Source organism: Paludisphaera sp. (assembly GCF_037189885.1).
Classification (GTDB): domain Bacteria; phylum Planctomycetota; class Planctomycetia; order Isosphaerales; family Isosphaeraceae; genus Paludisphaera.
On sequence record NZ_JBBCIR010000009.1, the window covers coordinates 33919 to 52345 of the forward strand.

The window sequence follows — 18427 nt, forward strand, 5'->3', positions numbered from 1 at the left end:
GCGACAATCCCCCCAACGGAGCCGCATCATGGAAACGACCCCCTCTGGCCTGCTCCTCAGCCGCGATTTGATGTTCACGGTCAAGATCACCAGCACGGCCAAGGAGCTGGGCCGGAAGGTCAAGGCCGTCGGCCGGGTCGAGCAGGCCGAGGAGTTCCTAGCCGGGAACCGGCCCCGCGCCGTGTTCGTCGACCTGACCGCCGGCGAGTTGGCCTCGCGGGAGTCGCTGACGAAGCTGATGGCGCTGGCGCCGGACGTCCCCTTCATCGCCTTCGGCCCCCACGTCGAGGTGGAGGCCTTCCAGGCCGCCCGCGACGCCGGCTGCCGCGAGGTCATGCCCCGGAGCAAGTTCACCGCCCAGCTCCCCGACCTGATCCGCGCCCACCTGGGCGACGAGCCGACGGCCGGCTGATGCCCGGCGACCTCGGGCGGGCCTGCATCTCAGCCCGCGCGACGCCCGAGGCGGCGGCCCACGAATCCGAGGCCGACGAGCAGGCCGACGCCCAGCGAGACGATGCTGGAAGGCTCGGGGACCGCGGTCGACCAGGGGACCGCGGCGGCGCCGATGAAGGCCCCGGGCGTCTGGATGTCGGCCACGTAGGTCGACGCGCCGGTCGCGACGTCGATCATGACGATCGTGTTGTTCCCGGTGAAGCCGTAGAGCACCCCGTCGACGAACACGGCCGCGCCGACGCCCTCCGAGCCGGGCGGGAGGCCGAGGCTACCCACGAGGACCGACGCCCCCGTCGCCGGGTCGATCCGGTACAGCATCTCGGTGCCGAACTCGGTCGCGTAGAAGGAGCCCCGGCCGTCGTACGCCAGCGAGCCGTCCCCTTCGAAGCCGATCGAGCCGATCAGCGAGGAGGCCGGGCCGGGCAAATCGATCTGGCGGAGGGTGGACGGGATGAAGAAGTAGAGGAAGTAGAGGTCGCCCCCGGGCCCCGCGCCGCCGCCCACGGCGCGCGACCCGGTATTGCCCAGGTCGGTCGTCGCGGCCGTCGCCGGGTCGATCCTGTACAGGTCGCCGACGCGGTTGTCCACGCCGTAGAGCATCCCGTCCGCGCCGAAGCCCATCGCGAAGAGCCGGCTAGGCCGGCCCATCGAGTCGAGCGCCGTCGCCACCGTCCCGACCCGATGGAACGCCCCCGTGTCCAACTCGAGCGTCCCCAGGTTGTTCGAGGAATCGACGACGTAGGCGATCGGTCCGGCCGACGACCCCCGGGCCGCCGCGAGGAGCAGCGAGGCGGCCAAGACGGACCGCCAAATGGTTGCGAACATAGTTCGGCCTCTCTGGTGCCTCGTGGTACGGAACTTGACGTTGCCGCTGGCAAGAGGGCGTGATTCTGCCTGAAAGTAGGCATGGGATCAATCGCCCCGTCCTCGCTTCTCAAACGCGGGCGCCGAGAGGGCTTCCCGCCCGGAGGGGTTGGCGCCGAGGCCGTCGCCGGGGGGAGGCGCGTGATCCGGCGCGGGACTTGCGGCGGGGCCGCCCGGGGCCGATGATGGAGGGGGGACGCTCCCACTCCGAGCGGCCCCGGCCCGTCCATCGTCGCGGGAGAGTCGTCTTGGATCGAGCGGCGAGGTATGCGGCGTCGTCCCAGGTCGTCCTGGCCGTGCTCGGGGTCGTCGCCGCGCTCTATCTGCTGAAGACGATCCTGGCGCCGATCGCCTTCGCGCTGGTGCTGGCGTCGATGCTGTCGCCGCTGGCGTCGTTCTTCCGGCGCAGGCTGGCCTACGGGCCGATCGGCCTGCTGACGATCTTCCTCATGCTGGTGCTGGGGGGGGTGTACCTCGCCGGCATGACGGCCGAGGGGCTCATCCAGGCCGCCAACACCCTGCCCAGCGACATCGAGCGCCTGGCCGGCCGGCTCAGCGGGCGGCTCACCGACCTGATCCGCGATCAGCCCTCGCTGCGCGCGATCCTCCCGGAGCCGGGGACCATCGACCGCCTCGGCGACACCAACCGCGCGCTCCTTATCGAGAAGCTCAGCCTGGGCCTGTCCGACTTCACCGCGTGGGTCGTCCACGGGTTCATCGTCCTGGTCCTGATGATCTTCCTGCTGATCGAGAGCGACATGCTCAAGGTCAAGGTGCTCCGGTTCTTCGCCCGGACGCCCGAGTCGTCGCGGAACGCCCAGGGGGTCCTGGAGCAGGTGACGCGGAAGGTGCGGGCGTACCTGATCGCCCGGACGCTCATGAACCTGGGCGTCGGGGCGGCGGTGACGGCCGGGCTGTGGCTGTTGGGGATCAACTTCGCCCTGCCGCTGGGGCTGTTCGCGGCGGTGACGAACTACATCCCGTACATCGGCCAGCTCGCCGGCGGCGCGGCGCCGACGCTCATCGCGCTGGGGCAGACCGGCTCGTTGGGGGACGCCCTGATCGTCGCGGCCATGTACCTTGCCGTGATGGGGATCGACGGCTACGTCGTCACGCCGCTGGTCATGGGGAGGTCGCTGGACCTCAACGGGACCACGGTTCTGATCGCCTGCCTCTTCTGGGGATACATCTGGGGCCTCTCCGGCCTGATCCTGGCGATGCCCATCACCGTCACCATCAAGATCGTCTGCCAGACCGTCCCCGAGCTGAACCGCTGGGCCGAGCTGATGAGCGTCGACTGGCGCTCGCCCGGCGTCGAGGGCGAGGCGGCGGAAGCCGTCGCGACCGTCCCCGAACCGCGCCCGGCGCTGATCCCGGCCCCCATCCCGCCGGCGGAAGGCGGTCGCGCCGGCGGCGGGTGAGGGCGGGGGCGAGGGCGAGGGCCGGCGTGGGTCGTCAGATCTCCGACTCGTCGTCCTCGGTCTCGACGGGGCGGGGGGCCTGGGGACGCATCAGGGGGAACAGGATGACGTCTCGGATGCTGGCCTTGTTCAGGAGCAGCATGCAGAGGCGGTCGATGCCGACGCCGAGGCCGCCGGCGGGGGGCATGGCGTTCTTGAGGGCCTGGACGAAGTCGTCGTCCATCTTGGCCATCGAGTCCTCCTCCTTCTGGCCGGCGAGCTGGCCGCGGAAGAGGTCTTCCTGCAGGTAGGGGTCGTTCAGCTCGGTGTAGGCGTTCGCCAGCTCGATGCCGTCGACGAACAGCTCGAACCGCTCGGCGACGCGCGGGTCGGCCGCCTTCCGCTTGGTCAGCGGGCAGATCGCGGCCGGGTAGTCGATGACGAACACCGGGCCGACCAGCGCGTCCTCGACGGTCGCCTCGAACAGGTCGCTGATGATGACGTCGCGATCGCGCCCCTCCGTCTTGATCCCGGCGGCCTGGGCGCGGGCCTTCACGGCCTCGAAGTCCTCGGGGTCGACGCCGGCGTGCTCCCTCAGCAGGTCGAAGTAGGGGCGGCGCGGCCAGGGGGAGGTGAAGTCGATGGTCTTCTCGCCCCAGGGGCGGACGAAGCCGCCGCCGATCGCCTCGATGGAGGCGCGGATCAGCCCTTCGGTCAGGTCCATCATCGAGTGATAGTCGCCGTACGCCTGGTAGGCTTCCATCATCGTGAATTCGGGGTTGTGCTTGGGGCTGATCCCCTCGTTCCGATAGACGCGGCCGATCTCGAACACCCGCTCCATGCCGCCGACCAGGAGCCGCTTGAGGTACAGCTCGGGCGCGATCCGCAGGAACAGGTCGATGTCCAGCGTGTTGTGGTGGGTGACGAACGGCCGGGCCGCCGCGCCGCCGGCGATGGACTGCATGGTGGGGGTCTCGACCTCCACGAACCCGCGCTGCTCCATCACCTTGCGGAAGGTGCGGACGATGGTCGACCGGGCCATGAAGGTCTGGAGCGACTCCGGGTTCGAGAACAGGTCGACGTAGCGGCGGCGGTAGCGGACCTCCTGGTCGGTGAGCCCGTGCCACTTCTCGGGGGGCGGGGTCAGGCTCTTGCCCAGGAAGGTCAGCTCGGTGGCGAAGACGGTCAGCTCGCCCGTCCTGGTGTAGCCGAGCGTGCCGTCGACGCCGAGGAGGTCGCCGAGGTCCAGCAGGTCCACCAGCGCCCATGCCTGGTCGCCGACCTGCTTCTTGCCGATGAAGACCTGGACGCGCTCGGTCCAGTCGCGGACTTCCAGGAAGACGACCTTCCCCTGCCCGCGCCGGAGCATGATCCGCCCGGCGATCCGCACGGCCGGGCCGGGCTCGGGAGTCTCCCCCTCGGCGGGTTTCGGCGGGTCGATCGCGCGCACGGAGGCGATGGCCCGATGGTCGTCGAACCGACGCCCCCAGGGGTCGATCCCCAGCTCGGCGATCTTCCGCAGCTTCTCCGCCCGCACCGCCTCCAGACCGTCCCGCGACTCTTCGGCCATCTCGCCGCCTTAGCTCTTTTCCAGGGTTCGACTTGGGGAGAACGAATCGGCCAATTGTAGTGACCCGCCCGAAGCCCCGCAACCGCAACCGATAGGCCGCCCGCCGCCGAGATAAGGGGCCGGCCGGGTTGGCTTCGTTCGCGCGCCGTCGTTCCACGTCGCGGGGTAGTTAAGTCGTTTCTCCATAAAAGGTTTACGGCTGTGGAGCGTTGGCTTCGTTCGTCGAATTCGAAGTGGTTTCTCGCTCCGCGCCCTGCTCGATGAGCGTGAAACGCGCGTCCCCTCTCCCGCCGGGAGAAGGTGGCCCGGAGGGCCGGGCGAGGGTCGTCGGACCGGTCGAGATAGCGGCGGTTCACGATTCGCGCGGCCATCGCTCCATCCGCGCCGCGACGACCCCCGCCCGCCGCTGGCGCGGCCGCCCTCTCCCGGCGGGAGAGGGGACGGATTGGGGCGAGCGCTCGTCACGGCTCCGTGACGCCTGGCTGCTTCCGAGTTGTCAAAGAACAGCTTCATCGAACACCCGAAGGATCAGCGGCGAGATCGGCGGGATTTCAGGAATCCCGGAAAATCTCCCGAGACATGTCCGACGCCCGGGCGAGTCCGCGCGGCTCGCGCGACTGCATCCCCTTGATTTCCGACGGCCGAGCGGGCACGCTGAAACGCATCTCCGCCCGAAGTCACACCTTGTCCCTCCCCGCGACGGAGCGTCGTGATGCTTCATATGAGAGTGCCGGCCCTGGCGTGCCTGGGGCTGGCCGCGGTCTTCGTGTCGGTCCGCGTCGTCGGCCAGCAGCCCGCGCCGGTGCAGGACGTCTCGACGTTCGAGCCCCGGTCGCCGGAGGAGGAGCGGAAGGCGCTCCACGTCCCGCCGGGGTTCGAGGTCCAGCTCGTCGCCGCCGAGCCCGACATCCAGAAGCCGCTGAACATCGCGTTCGACGACCGGGGGCGGCTCTGGGTCACGGACACGGTCGAGTATCCCTACGCGGCCGAGGGGGGGGCCAGGCCCCGAGACACGGTCAAGATCCTGTCCGATTTCGGGCCCGACGGCCGCGCGCGGAAGGTCGAGACCTTCGCCGACGGCCTCAACATCCCCATCGGCGTCCTGCCGATGCCCTCCGCCGACGAGGCGCTGGCGCACGGCATCCCCAACATCTGGCGGCTGAAGGACACCGACGGCGACGGCAAGGCCGATGCCCGCGAGGCGGCGTACAGCTACATCGGCCATCGCGACACCCACGGCATGACCAACAGCTTCACCTGGGGCCACGACGGCTGGATCTACGCCTGCCACGGCTTCTCCAACGACTCGGAACTCGCCGGGGCGGACGGGCGCGCCGTGAAGATGAACTCCGGCAACGTCTACCGCATGCGCGCCGACGGCTCGCACGCCGAGCGCGTCACGCACGGGCAGGTGAACCCCTTCGGCCTGGCGTTCGATTCGCTCGGCTACCTCTACTCGGCCGACTGCCACAGCAAGCCGCTGTACCAGTTGATCCGAGGGGGGTACTACCCCAGCTTCGGCAAGCCCCACGACGGCCTGGGCTTCGCGCCCGAGATGGTCACGCACGACCACGGCTCCACGGCCATCTCCGGCATCATCGCCTATGAGTCGGACCACTTCCCCCCCGAGTATCGCGGCCGGCTGATGGTCGGGAACGTCGTCACGAACCGCATCAACCACGACTCGGTCGAGTGGCATGGGTCGACCCCCCGCGGGATCGAGCAGCCCGACTTCGTCTGGAGCGAGGACAACTGGTTCCGCCCCGTCGACATGAAGATCGGCCCCGACGGCGCGATCTACGTCGCCGACTTCTACAACCGCATCATCGGCCACTACGAGGTCCCGCTCACCCACCCCGGCCGCGACCGGACCAGCGGCCGGATCTGGCGCATCGTGTACAAGGGGGACGGCTCCAGGCCGATCCCCTCGCCCGAGGCGGTCGACCGGACGAAATCGAGCGTCGACGAGCTGATCGCGGACCTCAAGAGTCCCACGCTCCCCGTCCGCGTCAGCGCGGCCAACCAGCTCGTCGCGCGCGGCGGCGAGGAGGGTGTGAGAAAGCTCCGCGAACGTTCCCTCGCCCACGACGCCGGGCCGACCGAGCGGGTCCACGCCCTCTGGATCCTCGAACGCCTGGGGATGCTCGACGACGAGACCCTGGCGGACGTGGCGAGGGGCGCGACCGATGCCGACGGCCCGGCGCTCCGCGTCCACGGCCTGCGGATCCTGGCCGACCGGCCGGCGCTCGCCCCGGAGACTCGGGCGTTCGCGCTGGAGTCGCTCGCCTCGCCCGACGCCCACGTCCGCCGCGCGGCGGCCGAGGTGCTGGGGGCGCATCCCGAGATCGCGTTCGTCCGCCCGCTGCTGGACCTGCGGCAATCGACGTCGGAAGACGACACGCACCTGCTCTACACCGCGCGGAAGGCGCTCCGCGACCAGCTTTCGGGCCCCGGCGTCTGGCCCGGCCTGGCCGCGATGAAGTTGAGCGACCGCGACCGTTCCGACCTCGCCAACGTGGCGGTGGCCGCGCCGACCGCCTCGGCCGCCGCGTTCCTGATGACGCATCTCCAGCACGCCTCAGAGCACCCGGCGGACGTCGCCCGCTACCTGCGCCACGTCGCGCGGCACGGGGAGGAATCGATCTTCCCGACCCTCGCGACGTTCGTGGAGGGGACGGTGGCCGCCGGCGGGCCGGAGGCCCAACTGGCGGCGTTGCGGGATATCCGGCAGGGGTTGGCCGAGCGCGGCGCCGAGACCCCCGCCGAGCTTCGGGCGATGGTCGCCGGGCTGCTGGAGGGGTCGCTGACGTCGAAGGACGCCGACGAGGTGAAGCGGGGCGTCGACGCCGTCGGCGAGTTCCAGATCAAGGAGGCGATCCCCGACCTGGAGGCCGTCTTCGCCCGCGAGGACCTGCCGGAAGGGCGTCGCCTGGAGGCGCTGGCGGCGGTCGCGGCGATAGACATGCCGCGCGGGCTGGCCGGGCTCAAGCGGGTGCTGGAGGACGGCTCGCTGCCGCCCTCGCTGCGCGAGGCCGCGGCCGTGGCGATCTCGGGGATCGACAGGCCCGAGGCGCGCGACGCCATCGTCGCGGCGCTGGCGACGATCCCCGAGCCGATCCAGTACACGACGGCCGCGGCTCTGGTGCGTCGGAAGGACGGCGGCGAGGCGCTCCTGAAGGCGATCGCCGAGGGGAAGGCGTCGGCCCGGCTGCTCCAGCGGCGGCCGATCGTCATCGGCCTGGAAAACGCGGGGATCGCGGACGTGGCCGACCGGATCGCCGGGCTGCTCGCCGGGCTGCCGCCGGCCGACGAGCAACTCGCGGAGCTGATCGAGAAGCGCCGCGCGGATTTCGCCGCGGCGACGCCCGACGTGCCCGCCGGCGCGAAGGCGTTCGAGACGCATTGCGGCGTCTGCCACCAGATCGGGGGGCGGGGGGCGCGCGTCGGACCGCAGCTCGACGGGATCGGCGCCCGGGGGCTCGACCGGCTCCTGGAGGACGTGCTGGACCCGAACCGGAACGTCGACCAGATGTTCCGCACGACGGTCCTCGCCCTGGAGGACGGCCGCGTCATCTCCGGCCTGCTGCTCCGCGAGGAGGGGAAGATCCTCGTCATGGCCGACGCCCAGGGCCAGGAAATCCGCGTCCCCGCCGACGAGGTCGAGGAGCGTAAGACCGTCCAGCTCTCCCCCATGCCGGCCGACATCGCCCAGCAGATCCCCGAGCGGGAATTCCACGACCTGATGAGCTACCTCCTCGGCCGTCGCGAGGACGCCCCGGCGGATTGACGCCGCCGGGGCGGGTCGCCGGATCGTCAACACGGCCTACGGAACGCCGGTAGCGTGCCCGGTGGGGGGGATGCGCATCCCCCCTTCTCCCCTCGTGGGAGAAGGTGCCCCGGAGGGGCGGATGAGGGAACGCAACCGACGGCCGACGGCTTCAGGTCCCTCGCGGCCGGCATGACGCGGGGCCGGTCGCCCCCCTCATCCGGCCTTCGGCCACCTTCTCCCATGAGGGGAGAAGGGATGCTGGTCGTGACTTCCTCGCCCGGTTTTCCACGGAACACAGGTCAGTCCCCTCAATCTCGCCGGATCGGTCGGTGAACATGATCCAGGATGAAGAAACCGCTTACGCCTGCTGCTCGGTCGGGATCGGCCGGTGGTGCTGGCTGGTCTGGGCCTCGGAGTCGGACGCCAGGGAGGGGGCCAAGCCCCTGGCGACCGGCTACGAGAAGAACGCGAAGGCGGCCGAGGAGAAGGCCGCCGAGGCGGCCGGCGACGGGGGGAAACGGTTGCCCTCGAAGTGGGCTTCCGCCTCCAAGCGGGGCGGGCCGGCCCGCGCGCCGGACGACCAGGGGCGAGAGAAGCCCAGGAGCCGCCTGTCCCGTCGCCCCCCCGCGAAGGAGGCCCGCCCCGCGCCTCTCGCCTTCCTCTACGCCGTCTCCGAGGCCGGGCAGGCCGGCTCGCTCGGCGAGGTCACGGTCGCCAGGCATCGGATCGTCCGGCGGACCGCGGGGAAGATGTACATCGACCGCGAGCCCTATCGCGAGGAGGATCTGCCGGGCGACGGAGCGGGCGACGCGGAGGCGCCGAAGGCTCCTTCGCTGTCCATCGACCGCGAGACGCTGAGGCGCGAGGGGCGGGTGACGCACCACGGCACGGACTTCTACGTCAGCGAGGAGAAGGGCGTCCAGGGCGTCCACGCCGACCTGGCCTCGCGGCATCCCTGGAGCGTCGTGCTTGATGTCGGCTTTCCCTGTTCCAGGGAGTCGATCAAGGCCGCCTACCGGCGACTCGCCCGGGAGAAGCACCCGGACGCTGGCGGGAAGCCGGCCGAGTTCCAGGCCGTGGAGCGGGCCTACCGCGAGGCGCTCGCCCAGTTCCCCTCGCCCGGCGACGCGGAGAAGCCCGGCTGAACGACGACGGCTCGCGCGTCCCCCGCGACGGTTGTTGGCCTTGCCGGGAGGGGGGGGGCGGCTACAATGCCGGCGATTTCGGGCGTGACGGCCGCGAGGGCCGTTCGCGCACGCCTTCATAGGCCGCCGCGGGAAGGAGTCCACGTGGTCCGTCGCCCTTCTTTGCCCTGGATCCTCGGGGCGGTCGTGATTACGGCCGCCGCCGTCGTGGGCGGCTCGCTCTGGGCCCGCGAATACTGGCTGGAGAAGCGGGTGGAGGTGATCCGCCCCGGCCGCGTCGTCCGGGGCGCGTGGCAGAAGCCCGCCCCGTTGCGGAGGGTCGTCGCCCGCGAGGGCATCAAGACGATCGTCACGCTCACGGCGATCAACCGCACGGACGAGAAGTACATCGGCCAGAGCAAGGTCGTCGAGGACGAGGGGCTCGACTGGGTCATCATCCCCATGCGCGGCTCGCGCGCCACGGTCGAGCAGATGGCCATCGCGGCCGACCTGCTGGCCGACCCGTCTCGCCAGCCCGTCTTCTTCCACTGCGTCGCCGGCCACCATCGCACGAGCCTGGCGCACGCCGCGTATCTGATCCGCCACGAGGGCTACACGGCCGAGCAGGCGTGGGACACGGTCTCGGGCCTGTCATGGGCCCGCCCCGACGCCCCGCCGGATCAGAATGACCGGTTCTTGATCGAAGAATTCGCCCGGGTCCAGGCGACTCTGCCGCCCGCGCCCGGCGAGGGATATTGGGAGGTCGGTAGTGGCAAGCACGCGCAGGAAGCTCGCGCGCGGGGGCCTGGCGACGATCGCGGCGCTCCTCCTGGGGCCGACGGCCTGGATCACCTGGAACCAGGCGAACGGCAACTTCGGGATCGTGCAGCCCGATCGGATCCTCCGGTCGTCCCAGATGTCGTCGAAACTGCTGTCCTCGACCCTTCGTGAGCACGGCGTCCGGACGGTCCTGAACCTCCGCGGCGCGAACCCCGAGAAGGCCTGGTATCGCGACGAGCGCGCCGCCACCCTGGCCGCCGGGGCGACCCAGGTGGACGTCGCGCTCTCCTCGTGCATCTGGATGTCCCGCGTCCAGCTCCGGACGATCGTCAAGGCGCTGGACGAGATGGAGTATCCCGTCCTGATCCATTGCGCCTGGGGGGCGGAGCGCACCGGGCTGGTCGCCGCGATCGCCGAGCTGCTCCGCGAGGGCTCCACCCTGGACGACGCCCGCGCCCAGTTCAGCATCCGGCACCTCTACGTCCCGGCCGGCGACGGGAAGATCATGTCGGAGCTGATCGACCAGTACGAGGGCTGGCTCAAGGCCGAGAAGACGGCCCATTCCCCCGCGACATTCCGGCGCTGGGCGGAATCGGGCTACCGGCCGCAAGACCCGAGCCGCGAGGACTGGCCCTACGACCCGTACCCGCTGATCGTCGTGACGCCGCCGCCGGCCGAGGCGACCGCGGCGAACCCGGAGACCGGAAAGGCGACGCGATGAGCCAGCTCGACAGCCACGAGATCCCCATCCGCGTCCGCTACGCCGAGACCGATCGCATGGGGCTGCTGCACCACGCGACCTACGCGGTCTACTTCGAGATGGGCCGCACCGAGCTGCTCCGCGCCCGCGGCCATTCCTACCGCGACATCGAGGACGCCGGCTTCTTCCTGGTCATCGTCGACCTGGAGTGCAAGTTCCGGCAGCCCGCCCGCTACGACGACCTGCTGACCCTGCGGACGTCCGTCGCGCGGGTCACGCACGTCAAGATCGTCCACGAGTACAAGCTGTTCCGCGACGGCGTCCTCCTCACCGAGGGCCGCACCACCCTCGCGTGCGTCGACCGCGAGGGCAAGCCCCAGGCGCTCCCCGAGAATCTGCGCTGAGGAGCGGCCGGGCCGGGGCCGGAGCGGGTCATCCCGACGCCCTTCCCCCCTGGTAGGGGAAGGTGGCCCGAAGGGCCGGATGAGGGGGGGACGAGCAGGGAGGCGGTCGGGATCCGGGGCGGCCTTCCGGCGGCCGACTGCCTGGGCCGTGGCCCCGAACTCCTGCGCTCCTGGCGCAAGCGCCCCCTCATCTGACCGCTTCGCGGTCTGTCTTCCCCCACCAGGGGGGAAGACCGTTGTTCGGATCGCGGCCGTCATGAAACAACGATGGCTGGCGCGTCGTCAGCTCTCCACGACCACGTCGCCGCCGAAGAAGCGGCGAGCCTCGGCGACGACGGATTCGACGATGGCGGCGGCTTCCGCCTCGGTCCAGCCGATGCGGCGGCGGACGGCGTCGAGGTTGGCGCGCTCGTCCTCGGTGAGCCGACGGTCGGCGATGTGGGAGCGGATCAGCATCGTGAACTCCTCGCGCATGCCGTCGGCGACCCAGGCGTCGTCCAGGTTCAGGGCGCGGGCCTCGCGGAGCAGGGCGGGCCACTCGGGGTTGGTGGCCGGGCCCGCCTCGAAGATGTGATGGAGCTTCCGCCGCCACTGGGTCCGGTCGTACTCGGACGCCCCCCGGGCGTCGGGCCCCGGGGCGCTGGGGGCCGGGGCGGCCGGGGCGGCGTCGGTCGGCTCGATCAGCTCGCCCGCCTCGGGGTCGAGGCCCCAGGCGTCGCGGAATCGACGGACCGAATCCTCGGGGGGCTGCTCGTGGGAGCGGTCGGCCAGGAAGTTGCGGAGCGAGCGGAGGAATCCCATGTCGACGCCTCGCGTTGGGGTCAATTCGCCGGGCCGTCGGCCCGCGCGCTGAAGGAGTCGTAGACCTCCCTGGCCGCCCGGGCGCAGAGGAGGTTGCCGGCGTTGTCCGGGCCCCAGCTCTTGTCCTCGTTCTCGGAGGTCAGGACGCAGAGGGCGACCGGCCCCCCCTTGGTCTCGATCACCCCGGCGCAGGTGCGAGCGTCGTCGATGCTGCCGGTCTTGAAGGCGATCTTCACGTTCGGGGGGAGCAGGCGCGGGAACTTGTCCTTGTCGTCGCAGGTGAGCAGGTGGTTCCACATGGCCTCGCTCGCCTTCTCGTCGACGATCTTGCGCGCGTGGAGGTCGTCGAGCAGCGCGACCATGTCGGCGGCGGTGGTGCTCCCCAGGCCGAACTGCTTGCTGCGCTCGGGGAAGACGGAGGTGTCGCGGCGGTAGACCTTGGAGTGGATCTTGGTGTTCGGGAGGCCCATCGCCTCCATCGTCGCGGCCGTCGACCCGATGCCGACCGCGTCCAGCACGAGGTTCGTGGCCGTGTTGTCGGAGTAGGTGATCATCAGGTGGACGGCGTCGACCAGCGGGAAGGTGGCCCCCTCGGAGAAGTGGTAGGTCAGCACGCCGGAGCCCGGCACCATGTCCTTCTTGCGGAGCGTCACCGGGGCGTTTAGGTCCACCTTCCCCTCGGCGGCCTGGCGGTAGGCCTCGATCATCACCGGGAACTTGATGAGGCTGGCCGTCGGCATGGGGACGTCGGCGTTCAGCGCGAACGACTCGCCCGTCTTCAGGTGCTTCAGCGCGATCGCGACCTTGCCCTTGTGGGCCTCGGCCAGCGCGGTCAGCTTCGAGGCCAGCTCGGCGGGGGCTTGCGGGGGGGTCGCCTCCTGGGCGGTCGCCGCGTGGGCATGGGCGAGGGCCAGGGCCAGGAGGAGGGCCAGGGGGGAGGGACGGCGGGAAGCTTGCGAGGGGCGCTGGGTCATGGAGATGATTCCGTGCTTCGATTCGAGCATGACGGGGGGGGGAACCCGCTTGTCCCGAGCGGCCGCCACGACGGAAAATCCATTGTGGGCCGCGCGCGTCCGCGAGTCCAGGCCCACGCCCGCCCCCCGTCCGTGGAAGGAGAACGCCTTGCGTCCGTCCCCGCCCCGCCTCGTCGCGGCCCTCGGGCTGCTCGCCATCGCCCCCCTCGCCCTCGCGGCCGACGACCCGAAGCCGGGCGACCCGCTGGAACGCCGGGGGGACGAGATCATGGTCTGCGGCCAGCTCTTCCACACCGGCACCCCCGTCGTCCTGTGGACCGACCCGGGCGGGTACGACGCCTACCGCGTCGAGCCCCGCTTCATCCCGGCCGACAAGGTCCGGCCCGACCTGGCGAAGGTCCGCTTCAGCCAGCGCCGGCACAACCTGTCCGAGGCCGACCAGGCCCGCGTGAAGCTCCACGGCTGGGATCTGCCGACGCTCCAGAACGTCGTCGACCAGTTCGTCATCCACTACGACGTCTGCGGCACCAGCAAGCGCTGCTTCCGCGTCCTGCACGACGACCGCGGCCTGAGCGTCCACTTCATGCTGGACCTCGACGGCACGATCTACCAGACGCTCGACCTCAAGGAGGCCGCCTGGCACGCCACGATCGCCAACGGCCGCTCCATCGGCATCGAGATCGCCAACATGGGGGCCTATCCCCCCGGCAAGACGGCGACCCGCGACCGCTGGTACGAGAAGGACGACGCCGGACGCGTGAAGATCAAGCTGCCGGGCACCCCGGAGGACGACCTGATCCGCGACCCGTCCGTCCCGCTCGCCCCCGCCCGCAACGAGCCGATCACCGGCAAGCTGCAGGGCTCGACGCTGGAGCAGTACGACCTCACCCAGGCCCAGTACGACGCCCTGACGAAGCTGACCGCCGCGCTCTGCGCGGTCTTCCCCAAGATCAACTGCGACTACCCCCGCGACGACTCCGGCCAGGTCCGCCCGGACGCCCTCCCCCGCGCGGAGTTCGACGCCTACCAGGGCGTCCTCGGCCACTGGCACGTCCAGACCAACAAGACCGACCCCGGCCCGGCCTTCCAGTGGGAAGCGGTCGTCGGCGGGGCGCGGGAATTGATGAAGAAGTGATCATGGGCGGCGCGCCGGTGCCTCCCCCGGCGCGTGCGGCCTGCCTCGTCTCCCCCCGCGGCGCCTGTCTCCACGGATCCGCCCGACGTGCCGGATCGCGGATTGACCTTGATAACGGCCTTCCCCCCTGGTGGGGGAAGGTGGCCCGAAGGGCCGGATGAGGGGGGGACGGGCGAGACGGCCATCGAGGGTCGAAGGGGCCAGCCGGGGCCGTCGGCCCGGGCGGGGTCGCGAAATGCGAAGCGTTGCGGGCGGGCTCCCCCTCATCTGACTCCTTCGGAGTCTGTCTTCCCCCTCCAGGGGGGAAGATCGTCCGCCCTCCGGCGTCTCCCCCGGCGCTAGCGCTCCGTCGTCGCCATGATGAGGGAGAGGCGGCGGGCGACGGCGTCGGCCCAGACCTCGGCGCCCTTGGGCGAGAAGTGGTCGTCGTCGATGTGGCGGTTGTAGAGCTTGCTGCGCGCGTTGTTTTCGCCGGTTTTCTGGGCCTCCAGCTTCAGGCGCAGGTTCTCGTCCAGGAAGCGTTCCAGCGGATCGAGATAGCGCGACGGCGGCGCCGCGAAGATGTTGCTCACCAGGCCGGGATAGAAGCCGTCCTTGCGTCGGCTCTCCACCTGGGGGAAGCTGGGGACCGGCACCAGCAGGAACGGGACGTTGCGCGACCGGCACCAGCCGTGGGCCCTGTCGATCCAGTACTCGGCCTCGTCCATCCAGTCGGGGCGGCCGGCGAGGATGTCGAAGTCGCCGCCGAAGTCGTTGGGGCAGACGCTCATGACGACGAAATGGGGGTCCATCCGCTCGCCGTATTCCACCAACGAATAATAATATTGCTCGGGCGAGTAGCCGATGTGCCCCGTGTTGGCGACGGAGACCGCCTTCCCCTCCAGCTCGGCGAGCCGCTTCTCCAGGTGGAGGGGCGGGGTCTGGTCGTCCGGGTTGAACATCCCTTGCATGAACGAGTCGCCCAGGACGATCCCGCGGAGCGGGGCGGACGGGTCGGGCTCCGGGCCACGCAGGCCCCACGAGTTGATCGTGGTGGCCGAGACCTCGTCGACGATCGCGCCGGCCTTTTGGGCGGCCTCGCGATGGGCCGGCGTGTCGAGGACCAGGAACAGGCCGAACGGGCCGTCGTGCAGCGTGACCTGCCGCAGCCAGACCGACTTCCGGCCCGGCCGGAAGCGGTACGAGCGGCCCGAGTCGTCGGGCTCGAAGACCTGCGAGGAGAGCAGGAACGCCTGGTCGGCCCGGCCGTAGCGGACCAGGCCGTGCTCGGGGTCCATCCCGGCGACCCGGAACAGCTCCCTCATGGGCTCGTCGGCCTTCTCGTAGAATTTGGTCAGGACCTCGGTGGTCCGGGCGACGCCGAGCGCCCGCCGACGGGCCCAGTCGGCCTCGATCTCGGAGCGGTCGGGGGTCAGGCCGGTGAGGTGGTAGAGCGCGGAGCGCCTGGCCGCGGTGTAGCCCTCGATCGCGTAATGCCGCCCGATCGGGAACGAGGCCACCACGCCCGCGACGGCCGCCAGCGTGCCGAGTATGATGAGCCGCTTGAACCAGCGGACGCGGGCGGGCGAACGGGCGGGGGTGGGCTCCACGTCGAGGTCTCCGAGGGGTCGGGCGCGCCGGCCGGGAGGGTGGGATGAGGATCGCCGTGACCGGGGCGACGGGGTTCGTCGGCCGCTACATCGTCGCAAATCTGCTCGCGTCGGGACACCGCGTCGTCGCCTGGCGGCGGGCGTCGAGCGACCTCTTCGGCTTCCCCGAGGGTGGTACGCCCGGCTCGCTCGAATGGATCGACGGCGGCCTGGGGGACGACCGCGCGGCGCGGGAGCTGGTCCGCGACGCCGACGCCGTGGTCCACGCGGCCGTCGATCGCCCCGGCCGGGGGTTCGTCGGCGACGAGGGGGATGTCCTGGAGTTCGTCGACCGCAACGTCACCGGCTCGATCCGGCTGATGGAGCGCGCCCGCGAGGCGGGCGTCGGCCGGTTCGTCTTCCTCTCCTCGGGCGCCGTCCACGACGTCATCCTGCCCGACCGGCCGCTCGACGAAACCCACCCGAGCTGGAGCCGCAGCCACTACGGCGCGAGCAAGGGGGCCGTCGAGGCGTTCGTCGCCGATTACGGCCTCTCCGGACGGCTCGCCGCCTGCTCCCTGCGCCCTTGCGGCGTGTACGGCCTGGCCCGTCGCCCGGCCGACAGCAAGTGGTTCGACCTCGTCCGCGAGGCGGTCGCCGGGCGGCCCGTCGAGTGCCGCCGCGGCGCGAAGGTGGTCCACGCGGCCGACGTGGCGAAGGCCGTGGCGATCCTCCTGGACGCCGAGGCCGACGCCGTCTCGGGCCGGATGTTCAACTGCTGCGACCGCTACGTCTCCGAGCACGAGGTCGCCCAGATCGCCCGCCGGCTGGCCGACGCCCGAGGGCCGATCGAGGGGGAGCCGGGCCGGCCGAGGAACGAGATCGTGACCGACCGGCTGCGCGCCCTCGGCATGACCTTCGGCGGCGCGCCGTTGCTGGAACGGACCGTCGCGGAGCTGGTCGCCGCGGCGCGGGGGTGAGCCGGCCTCTCGATGCCGGTTCACTCCCCCGCGGCGGTGGCGACCTGGGTATTGGCCGGGGCGAGGGCGGGGGCGGCGAGGGCGGAGGGGTCGGCGATGATGCGGTCGCCGGCGCGGAGGCCGGAGACGACCTCGACGAACTCGGCGTCGCTCAGGCCGAGGTCGACCTTCTGCCAGCGGTAGGCGGGCTCGTCGCGGTCGTCGTCGGGCCGCTCCTCGGGGAGCGCGACGAACGAGGCGCCGCCGTGGCGACGGACCGAGGCCAGCGGGATCCGCTCGACGTCGTCCCGGCGGTCGCTGAGGAACGTCACCTCGGCGCTGAGGCCGGGGCGCAGGTCGGAGAAGGCGTCGTCGATCGAGATGATCGCGAAGTAGACCCGCACGTCCGAGAACGGGCCGTTCACCGGGCTGGAGATCGCCGTGATGTCCACCACCTTGCCGAGCAGGGGGCGGTCCGGGTAGGCGTCCACCCGCACCTGGCACGTCTGCCCGGCCCGCAGCGAGGAGACCTTGGTCTCGTTGATCCGGGCCTTGACCCGCATGCGCTTGGGATCCGGGAGCTGGAAGATGGGCTGGTCCTGGCGGACCGTCGTCCCCTCCTCGATGTACGACTCGACGCGCCCCCAGGCGTTGGTCTGGTTGACGTAGACGACCACGCCGTCGCTGGGGGCGCGCAGGGTGCAGGCGGCGATGTTCTTCTCCAGCCGCTTCAGCCGCTCGTCCTCCAGGGCGAAGCTGGCGTCCTGGGCGAGCTTGTCGGCCCGGATCGAGGCGAGCTTCGCCTCCAGCGACTTGATGATCTTCGGGCCGGTGTACTTCTCCAGCCGCTCCAGCATGCCGTTCGCCTCGCTCAGGACGAACTCGGCCTGCTGGAGCGTCAGCTCGTCGGCGAGGACCTGGGAGGCGGCGCGCAGGTTCTTCGCCTGGATGCCCCGCGACCATTCCAGGTTCTTCGCGGCGCGGTCGCGGTCGGTCTCGCACGTGTCGATGTACTGGCGGATCTGGTGGAGGTCCTGCGGCAGGATGCCGTCGCGATACTCTCGCAGGGTGATCTCGTTGACGGCCAGCGTGGAGGCGGCCTGCACGACGTAGGACTTCGCCTGGAGCCAGCGGATCTGCTGGGCCTTCAGCTCGTCGCGGAAGGCGGAGGCGTCCAGCTCGCAGACCACGTCCCCCTTCTTCACCTCCGTCCCCTCGGGGAGGATCGAGATGATCCGGGTCGACCCCGCCCGCTCCTCGAACCCGCCGCCGCCGCCGCCCCGGCCGCCCCGGCCGCCGCCCCCACCGCCACCGCCGCCGCCCCCGCCGGCGCCGGCCGTGCTGGTCGTCCGACGGAGGGGCGTGTACCTGGGGACCGTGTAACTGAAGCTGCGGATCGTCGGCCTGCCCCCCGCGGCCGCCCCGGACGTCGCGGCCGCGCCGCCCCCCGAAGCCCCCTTCGTGGCCGCCGCGGCCTTCGCGACCCCGGCCGCCGGCGCGCTCCCCGTCGAGGCCTTGCTCGCGGCGCCCGACGATCCGCCGGCCCCGCCGCCGGACCCGCCGCCGGACCCGCCCGCGACGCCGACCAGCGCCTCGACCTCGCACTTCACCACGGCGTCGGACGCGCTCTCGATCGTGCCGAACTCCACGACGAACTGAATGACGTCGCCGCGGTCGACCTGTACCAGCTCGAACGCCGGGCCGTCGTCGTCCTTCAGCCACTCGGGACGGTAGCCGTTCTCCCAGGCCCAGGCCGCCCCCCCGATCGCCGCCAGCGCGAGGACGAGCCCGGCCGACTTCCGCGCGAACGAGGAGCGCCGAGGCGGGGAGGGCAGCTCGATGCGCGGGGCGGGGGGCGTGAAGTCTTGCATGAGTCGTCCGAAGGGAAGGGGCGCTCGATCCGGCCGCGGGCCGCGACTCCTCGTC

The 18427-nt window shown here is 71.3% G+C and carries 15 protein-coding genes; 9 read left to right on the forward strand and 6 right to left on the reverse strand.

Going from position 1 to position 18427, the window contains the following annotated elements; translation table 11 throughout:
* Nucleotides 1-28 precede the first annotated feature (28 nt).
* Complete coding sequence (locus WG209_RS03825; protein WP_337173680.1) at nt 29-412, forward strand: response regulator; 384 nt, start codon at nt 29-31, stop codon at nt 410-412.
* Nucleotides 413-441: 29 nt separating this feature from the next.
* Here WG209_RS03825 and WG209_RS03830 read toward each other — a convergent pair whose 3' ends face one another.
* Nucleotides 442-1278 carry a PEP-CTERM sorting domain-containing protein gene (locus WG209_RS03830; protein ID WP_337173681.1) on the reverse strand — a complete coding sequence of 279 codons (837 nt, stop codon included), beginning with the start codon at nt 1276-1278 and terminating at the stop codon, nt 442-444.
* 287 nt (nt 1279-1565) lie between these two features.
* On the opposite strand from WG209_RS03830, the gene WG209_RS03835 reads away from it, so the two are divergent.
* Entirely contained in the window at nt 1566-2738 is a 1173-nt protein-coding gene (locus WG209_RS03835) for an AI-2E family transporter (protein WP_337173682.1), read from the forward strand.
* 34 nt (nt 2739-2772) lie between these two features.
* On the opposite strand, the gene lysS is transcribed toward WG209_RS03835, so the two are convergent.
* A complete protein-coding gene (gene lysS / locus WG209_RS03840) occupies nt 2773-4287 on the reverse strand; it encodes a lysine--tRNA ligase (RefSeq protein ID WP_337173683.1) in 1515 nt (504 codons plus the stop codon).
* Between the two features lie 712 nt (nt 4288-4999).
* Between lysS and WG209_RS03845 the strand changes: the two genes are divergently transcribed.
* The 5 genes from WG209_RS03845 to WG209_RS03865 all read left to right on the forward strand — a co-directional run bounded on the left by WG209_RS03845 (nt 5000) and on the right by WG209_RS03865 (nt 11064).
* On the forward strand, nt 5000-8074 hold the full coding sequence (locus WG209_RS03845; RefSeq protein WP_337173684.1) for a PVC-type heme-binding CxxCH protein: 3075 nt from the start codon (nt 5000-5002) through the stop codon (nt 8072-8074).
* Between the two features lie 317 nt (nt 8075-8391).
* Nucleotides 8392-9201, forward strand: a complete 810-nt coding sequence (locus WG209_RS03850) for a hypothetical protein (RefSeq protein WP_337173685.1) — start codon at nt 8392-8394, stop codon at nt 9199-9201.
* A 186-nt stretch (nt 9202-9387) separates the two neighbouring features.
* Nucleotides 9388-10131, forward strand: coding sequence for a hypothetical protein (locus WG209_RS03855; RefSeq protein ID WP_337173686.1), 744 nt, complete (start codon nt 9388-9390; stop codon nt 10129-10131).
* Nucleotides 10097-10681, forward strand: a complete 585-nt coding sequence (locus WG209_RS03860; RefSeq protein ID WP_337173687.1) for a tyrosine-protein phosphatase — start codon at nt 10097-10099, stop codon at nt 10679-10681. Before WG209_RS03855 ends, WG209_RS03860 begins: the two co-directional genes overlap by 35 nt.
* Nucleotides 10678-11064 carry a thioesterase family protein gene (locus WG209_RS03865; protein WP_337173688.1) on the forward strand — a complete coding sequence of 129 codons (387 nt, stop codon included), beginning with the start codon at nt 10678-10680 and terminating at the stop codon, nt 11062-11064. The genes WG209_RS03860 and WG209_RS03865 overlap by 4 nt, the downstream gene beginning before the upstream one ends.
* Before the next feature lie 282 nt (nt 11065-11346).
* On the opposite strand, the gene WG209_RS03870 is transcribed toward WG209_RS03865, so the two are convergent.
* Both WG209_RS03870 and WG209_RS03875 read right to left on the reverse strand, forming a co-directional pair.
* Nucleotides 11347-11865: a hypothetical protein gene (locus WG209_RS03870; RefSeq protein WP_337173689.1), complete on the reverse strand. Its 519-nt coding sequence runs from the start codon at nt 11863-11865 to the stop codon at nt 11347-11349.
* 20 nt (nt 11866-11885) lie between these two features.
* Nucleotides 11886-12839, reverse strand: coding sequence for a serine hydrolase (locus tag WG209_RS03875; protein ID WP_337173690.1), 954 nt, complete (start codon nt 12837-12839; stop codon nt 11886-11888).
* Between the two features lie 148 nt (nt 12840-12987).
* Between WG209_RS03875 and WG209_RS03880 the strand changes: the two genes are divergently transcribed.
* The gene (locus WG209_RS03880) at nt 12988-13974 is read left to right on the forward strand and encodes a peptidoglycan recognition family protein (protein ID WP_337173691.1); all 987 of its coding nucleotides are present in this window, start codon (nt 12988-12990) and stop codon (nt 13972-13974) included.
* Nucleotides 13975-14312: 338 nt separating this feature from the next.
* Here the strand turns inward: WG209_RS03880 and WG209_RS03885 are convergent, their stop codons facing one another.
* A complete protein-coding gene (locus WG209_RS03885) occupies nt 14313-15563 on the reverse strand; it encodes an SGNH/GDSL hydrolase family protein (RefSeq protein WP_337173692.1) in 1251 nt (416 codons plus the stop codon).
* A gap of 44 nt (nt 15564-15607) precedes the next feature.
* Here WG209_RS03885 and WG209_RS03890 point away from each other — a divergent pair, with 44 nt between their 5' ends.
* Nucleotides 15608-16522, forward strand: coding sequence for an NAD(P)-dependent oxidoreductase (locus WG209_RS03890; protein ID WP_337173693.1), 915 nt, complete (start codon nt 15608-15610; stop codon nt 16520-16522).
* Between the two features lie 20 nt (nt 16523-16542).
* Here the strand turns inward: WG209_RS03890 and WG209_RS03895 are convergent, their stop codons facing one another.
* A complete protein-coding gene (locus tag WG209_RS03895) occupies nt 16543-18372 on the reverse strand; it encodes an HlyD family efflux transporter periplasmic adaptor subunit (RefSeq protein WP_337173694.1) in 1830 nt (609 codons plus the stop codon).
* Between the last annotated feature and the right edge of the window lie 55 nt (nt 18373-18427).

Excerpts from the sequence above, each read along its gene's own strand:
- WG209_RS03825 (WP_337173680.1), top strand. The coding sequence starts at position 29 with ATGGAAACGACCCCCTCTGGCCTGCTCCTCAGCCGCGATTTGATGTTC.
- WG209_RS03830 (WP_337173681.1), bottom strand. The coding sequence starts at position 1,278 with ATGTTCGCAACCATTTGGCGGTCCGTCTTGGCCGCCTCGCTGCTCCTC.
- lysS (WP_337173683.1), bottom strand. The coding sequence starts at position 4,287 with ATGGCCGAAGAGTCGCGGGACGGTCTGGAGGCGGTGCGGGCGGAGAAG.
- WG209_RS03845 (WP_337173684.1), top strand. The coding sequence starts at position 5,000 with ATGCTTCATATGAGAGTGCCGGCCCTGGCGTGCCTGGGGCTGGCCGCG.
- WG209_RS03850 (WP_337173685.1), top strand. The coding sequence starts at position 8,392 with ATGATCCAGGATGAAGAAACCGCTTACGCCTGCTGCTCGGTCGGGATC.
- WG209_RS03860 (WP_337173687.1), top strand. The coding sequence starts at position 10,097 with ATGTCGTCGAAACTGCTGTCCTCGACCCTTCGTGAGCACGGCGTCCGG.
- WG209_RS03865 (WP_337173688.1), top strand. The coding sequence starts at position 10,678 with ATGAGCCAGCTCGACAGCCACGAGATCCCCATCCGCGTCCGCTACGCC.
- WG209_RS03870 (WP_337173689.1), bottom strand. The coding sequence starts at position 11,865 with ATGGGATTCCTCCGCTCGCTCCGCAACTTCCTGGCCGACCGCTCCCAC.
- WG209_RS03875 (WP_337173690.1), bottom strand. The coding sequence starts at position 12,839 with ATGACCCAGCGCCCCTCGCAAGCTTCCCGCCGTCCCTCCCCCCTGGCC.
- WG209_RS03890 (WP_337173693.1), top strand. The coding sequence starts at position 15,608 with ATGAGGATCGCCGTGACCGGGGCGACGGGGTTCGTCGGCCGCTACATC.
- WG209_RS03895 (WP_337173694.1), bottom strand. The coding sequence starts at position 18,372 with ATGCAAGACTTCACGCCCCCCGCCCCGCGCATCGAGCTGCCCTCCCCG.